Source organism: Rubritalea profundi, assembly GCF_002954445.1.
Classification (GTDB): Bacteria; Verrucomicrobiota; Verrucomicrobiia; order Verrucomicrobiales; family Akkermansiaceae; genus Rubritalea; species Rubritalea profundi.
Genome location: NZ_MQWA01000001.1, coordinates 909,287 through 915,097 on the forward strand (window position 1 = coordinate 909,287; position 5,811 = coordinate 915,097).

Below are 5,811 nucleotides of genomic sequence, written 5' to 3' on the forward strand. Positions count from 1 at the left end.
AGCTGGCCGTCTCGATCTTGTTCACGCTCGACTTCTTCTTGGCTAAATCCTTTGCGCTTCTTCCGCGCGCTTTGGGCATCGCCGGTGGGCTCACCAAAACTTGCGCCGTCTTCGAATAGACAAAGTCGGTAACATTTCGCCACGCTGCGCCAATCGTATTTTTCTATGTTTCTAGCGCCGCTCCAGCCGGTGGGCGGTGTCGCTGTCGAGCTCGCCGAGGATGCGCATCACGCCATTTCTGGCAAGCTTGCCGCCGGCCACAGCCTCCGCATAGCCACTCCACCGATAATCTTTCGGATCGCGCACCATCCGGACTCTCACCGGGTTGAGGTCGATGTAGGCGGCCATCAAGTGATCTACGAAACAGACTAAACGAGCTTAAAGTTGAGCAAACCCTTTGTTTATAGGGAATATCAGAAATGGGGCATCTCCATGGAGACGTATAGAAGCCAGAGTTGTCTTGCTGTAAGTAGTTGGACGTGACAGATTTACTCTCTGTCTAAAGCTCGTTTACTAACCCGCTGGGAAGGTGAGGACGATGAGCGATCGTAAACTTCCGGGGCTCAAGCGCCCTAGGTAAAAAGCAAATTCCTAGCAATAATTTGCTACTTGCCGAACTGGAACTGGAAGCCATTTCCTTGTTGCAGGGCATCAAGCCCTAAGGCATCGATTCGAGCACGAACCTCAGCGGGTACGGCAGCCTTGTCTTCTGCCGTTTCGTAAGGGCCCGCATAGAGTACCTTACCGGATTTGTCCTTCACTTCCACTTGCTTGCCTACTTCATCGGTGACTTTGAGACGGATACTACCTTGGTCATCCATCATTGTAAAAGTACCACTATAGTTGCTATGCCCCTTCATCCGAAGGTCACCTAGATCAAGCTGCATACTTTGCACCTTTCTCTTTATCTGCTGGATATCCGCCAACTGGATATCCATATGGGCGAAGTGGTTCTCAAGCTGCTTCACTTGACTCTGCATCATTTGCTCAATTCTCTGGCGATCAGCTGCGGGGAGATGCTGAAACACATCTGGCAGCCGCTGAAATCCACGACCTTGAGATTGTGCTGATTTAAGCTTTTTCGGCTCGGGACGGTACTGTGGAAGATAATCTGGACGTGCTTCGAGCTTCACTTTTTTCACCCTTTTTTTACCGGCGCTAAAGAGTTCGACATCCAAGGTTTGGTCTACCTCCGCGCCGCGAACTGCAGCGCGCAAGTCATTCATCCCTTTAATTTCTCTGTCACCAATCTTGGTGATAATATCGAACTTCTTGATACCAGACTTCGCGGCTGAACCATCTCCGGCGACGAGTTCCACTGTGACTCCGTGCGGGATACTCAGCTGAGCAGCTAATGCTGGGTTGACTGGTTTTCCAGCTACTCCAAGCCAAGCTTTTGGTGTGATCTCGGCCTTCTGGGCTTGCTCAGGTTTAGCTTCAGGCTCCTGAATAGGCGTAAGCCGCTCAATAGCATAACTATTCCCGGAAAGAACCAAAGCGGCAAGGCTAGTGAAACTAAAAATTTTATTCATGACTAAATATCTATCTGGTTATAAATCATTACTATCCAATAAGCGTTGTTAGCATGTTTATTTGTTTATTTGTTTAATGTATTTCCACGGGAACCGCATAATATTCGATGCGTGGTTGCTTCACTTTATAAATCTTTCCATCACGTCCACGGATGGTGACTTCATCTTCAAATTCCACCTGCATGAGACGCATCGGCCGCCCTTTTGCGTCGTAGGTGATCACATCGTTTGACGCTCTTTTCACCTGAGTGCCAAATTGTGAATTACTCGCTGGCACTACATTTTGAATATTCTGAGTCGGTACTAGCTGAGTAATTGGATCCACAATCGGCCCATCTTGGTTCACTATAGTAGACTCGGTTGTCGTACCGCTGTTGAATACAATATAAGAAGTAGCTGCGATCAAGGCCACTGCTGCTGCTGACGCCCAGGTATTGAAAAAACGCATACGTCCTTTCTCCAGTTTCACTGGCTCGAATGCTACGATTTTCTCCTCAACAGGAACTGTCTCCTGCCATCTCTCCATCGCTTGCTCCATGCGTGCTAGCATATCGTCAGGCATTGCTGCTGGTGAAAGCTGCTCTAGCTGATCTTCGATCGCTCGTAGTTCTTCGTCCATGGTATATCCTTTGTGTTCGGTATGATTAATTAGAGAGAAAGGTTTCCCTCATTTCGCACTTGTGCAAGCTGCTTTCGCAATGCCTCAAGTCCGTATCGGTATCTAGATGCTGCTGTATTCTGAGAAATGTTGAGTGCTTCGCCAATTTCAGCAAAGGTTCGTTCACCCCACACCTTCATCACTATGACTTCAGAAAATTTTTCAGGAAGCTCCTTCAAACCTTGCTCTATGTAGCCGCGCGATTCTTCACCTGCCGCGTCACTATCGAACCATGGATCAAATTTACCACCTGTCTCATATTGCCGCTCCATCTCCACCTTTTCCTCACGCTTGCCGCGTCGATCTGACTTGCGTCCGAGATCGATCGCGCATCGGCGAATAGAAGTATAGAGGTAGGGTAGCCATGACTGCTGTCCTCCATCAAATGAATTTTCGGCCACTTTCCTAGCAAGCTTCACTAAAGCATCCTGCAATACATCTTCGGCATCTGCGATAGATCGGGTCTGCTGACGAGCAAACAACAACAACTTAGAGCCATGCTCTTTGAGCCATGCTCTCCATGTCATTTCTGTCTTTAGCTGAGCTGTTACGCTTGTCATATTCTCCTGATCTTCATCCATAGAGCGTCTCCTAGATCGTCATTTGTTTATTCCTCTGCACTTTTTAAAGATGCTCGCTTCCATTACTGTTCGAGCTTGCCAAGAATCCAGTGACTGAGCGAGATCTAATCTCAGGAGAGCCAACGCCCGGTTGCCGAATTTTTCACTTTTTTAATCTCCGTCGGAGGACCTTCAGCCACGATCATCCCTCCCAACTTCCCTCCACCTGGGCCAAGATCAATTACCCAGTCAGCCTCGCGGATCACATCCAGGTGATGCTCTACCACGATCAACGAATTCCCTTCATCACACAACTTTTTAAGAACTTTCATCAGCACCGCGACATCTTGGAAATGGAGCCCAGTAGTGGGTTCGTCGAGTAAATAGAGTGCATTTCCAGCACTCCGCTTTGCCAATTCAGTGGCCAGCTTCACTCGCTGCGCCTCGCCACCACTCAGGGTGTTTGCTGCTTGACCTAGTTTCATGTATCCTAAACCCACCTCACAGAGAGATTTCAAAATGACTTCTAACTTAGGGATCGCTTGAAAAAATGCGTGAGCCTCTTCAGCTGTCATAGCCAAGACGTCTGCGATACTCCTGCCTTTGTAAGTCACCTCTAGGGTTTCACGGTTATAGCGCTGGCCATTACAGGCGTCACAATGGACATAAACATCACTAAGGAAATGCATATCAATCTTGATCTTACCATCTCCCAGGCACCGCTCGCAGCGTCCCCCTCGCACGTTGAAACTAAACCTACCAGCCTTATAGCCTCTCTGACGTGAAAGTGGCAGTTTAGCAAAAATTTGACGCACGTGATCCAAAGCTCCCGTATACGTTGCGGGATTTGATCTAGGGCTCTTGCCTAAAGGACTCTGATCGACAACAACCATTCGATCAATTGCTTCATATCCCTCTATTACATCGTGCTCACCGGGAACAGCCTTCGCTGCATGAAATTTTCGAGCCAAAGCACGCTTCAAAATACTGTTGGTCAAAGTCGATTTACCACTACCACTTGGTCCCGTAACACAGACAATTTGCCCCAGTGGGAAGCTGACATCTAAGTTTTGTAAATTATGCTCGCGCGCACCACGCACCACTAGTTCGCCCATGGTTCTCTCTCTGCCAGGATTCAGAGTAATCGGCGATTGATTGAGCCATTGCCCTGTAGGCGAGTCGGACTTCTGAGTCACCTCAATTGGCGTGCCTTCAGCCAAAATATATCCACCTAGCGCGCCAGCTACTGGGCCAATATCAATCACCCAGTCGGCCTCTCTAATCATCTCCTCGTCATGCTCAACAACAACAACTGTATTGCCCATATCACGCAGGCGCTTGAGAGCTCCGATCAACCTCGCATTATCCTCTTGGTGAAGACCAATGCTGGGCTCATCTAACACATAAACGACCCCTGCTAAGCCGGCACCAATTTGTGTGGCCAAACGAATCCGTTGTGACTCACCACCACTCAAGCTGCCACTCGTACGGTCGAGCGACAAGTACCCTAAACCAACTTCGTGGAGAAAACCCAAGCGCTCACGGACTTCTTCAACGAGACCTCCAGCCACCTCTAACTTAGCTGCTGGTAAAATCATTGTATCCAACCACGCCAGCCCGTCTTCAACAGAAAACTTACAGAATTCTTGGATCCCGACATTCTCTTCAGCTCCATCCAATTTCACGGCTAAGATCTGAGGCTTCAGACGATTTCCCATACAGGCTGAACATCGTTGATTCGCCATGTAGCGCCCCATGCTTTTTTTAACTCCATCACTCGATGTTTCAGAATAGAGCCGCTGAATCGTAATGCACAGGCCTTCGAACTCCTTATGCCACGGCATCTCTTCACCTTCTCGCTCCCACATCAAAGTGATCTTCTCCTCCCCCATTCCGTAGAATAGAGCCTGAGTAAACACTTCGGGTAAGTCCTTAAATGGCAACGAAGTGTCCACATCAAAGTGAGCGACAACTGCCTCAACCTGTCGTTGCATCCAACCCTTCTTCTTTTTCGTCCCTCCCCACAGCTGTAGAGCCCCAGAAGCTATCGATTTTGTCGCATCCGGTACAATCAAAGTAGAATCACAATAAAGATCCGTCCCCAAACCATGGCATTGCTCACACGCCCCTTTATGCGAATTGAATGAAAAATCCTGCGGCGTCAGCGTCCCCAATTCAAAACCAGTCATCGCGTTCCTATAACTCGTTGCAAAACTAATTTCGCTCCAAGTTTCAGCACTAGGTTCCATCACCAAACAGCGAGCTTCTTGCCCACAGATTCGTAGACTCGTCTCCACACTGTCGGCCAAGCGGCTTTCCATTCCTTCACGAATGACCAGACGATCCACCACTATTTCCACTGCCTCCACCACTTCAGGCCATTGACCCAATGCTTCATCAACCTCCAAAATCTCACCATTGACTCGAACTCTCACAAAACCTTGCCGCTGAATATCTCCCAATAAACGCTCAACATCATTCACCTCCTCAAAAGGAACTGGTGCCAACATTACAAGCTTCGTCCTCTCAGGTCTTTGCTGCAAACGCTCAACAATATCGGCCGATGACATTTTCTCCAAGCGCTCGCCAGTATCTGGATCATACGGCACCCCCACTGCAGCATAAAGCACTCTAAGATAGTCATATATTTCTGTCGCTGTCGCTATGGTCGATCGCGGATTACCGCCACCCGCTTTTTGGTCAATAGCTATCGCTGGACTTAAGCCCTCGACGCTATCCACGTCAGGCTTTTCTAACTTTTCTAAAAATTGACGAGCGTAAGCCGAAAGACTTTCCACATAACGTCGTTGCCCTTCTGCATAGAGGGTATGAAATGCCAAGCTAGATTTACCGCTGCCACTCGGCCCGGTGATCACCACTAACTTGCCACGGGGAATATCCACATCCACGTTCTTTAAATTATGCTGTCGAGCTCCCCGTATCTTTATCGCATCCACAAGTCACAACTAACACCTTCAACTAAAAAAAAGCCAGCCCTCATCCAAATTCCCCCACCAACCGGGACCGCCGAGCCCCAGCTCGGCAGGCCGGTATAACTTTT

At 48.8% G+C, this 5,811-nt stretch carries 5 protein-coding genes; all 5 read right to left on the minus strand.

Annotated elements, in window-relative coordinates; genetic code table 11:
- Positions 1-171: 171 nt before the first annotated feature.
- The gene (locus BSZ32_RS18670; protein WP_165788634.1) at positions 172-348 is read right to left on the minus strand and encodes a hypothetical protein; all 177 of its coding nucleotides are present in this window, start codon (positions 346-348) and stop codon (positions 172-174) included.
- A gap of 257 nt (positions 349-605) precedes the next feature.
- Positions 606-1,532, minus strand: coding sequence for a S1C family serine protease (locus BSZ32_RS03985; RefSeq protein ID WP_105042228.1), 927 nt, complete (start codon positions 1,530-1,532; stop codon positions 606-608).
- Positions 1,533-1,605: 73 nt separating this feature from the next.
- On the minus strand, positions 1,606-2,151 hold the full coding sequence (locus BSZ32_RS03990) for a hypothetical protein (protein WP_105042229.1): 546 nt from the start codon (positions 2,149-2,151) through the stop codon (positions 1,606-1,608).
- 29 nt (positions 2,152-2,180) lie between these two features.
- Positions 2,181-2,750 (minus strand): RNA polymerase sigma factor, encoded by a 570-nt coding sequence (locus BSZ32_RS03995; RefSeq protein ID WP_240610559.1) that lies wholly within the window; start codon positions 2,748-2,750, stop codon positions 2,181-2,183.
- A 131-nt stretch (positions 2,751-2,881) separates the two neighbouring features.
- On the minus strand, positions 2,882-5,707 hold the full coding sequence (gene uvrA / locus BSZ32_RS04000; protein ID WP_105042231.1) for an excinuclease ABC subunit UvrA: 2,826 nt from the start codon (positions 5,705-5,707) through the stop codon (positions 2,882-2,884).
- Between the last annotated feature and the right edge of the window lie 104 nt (positions 5,708-5,811).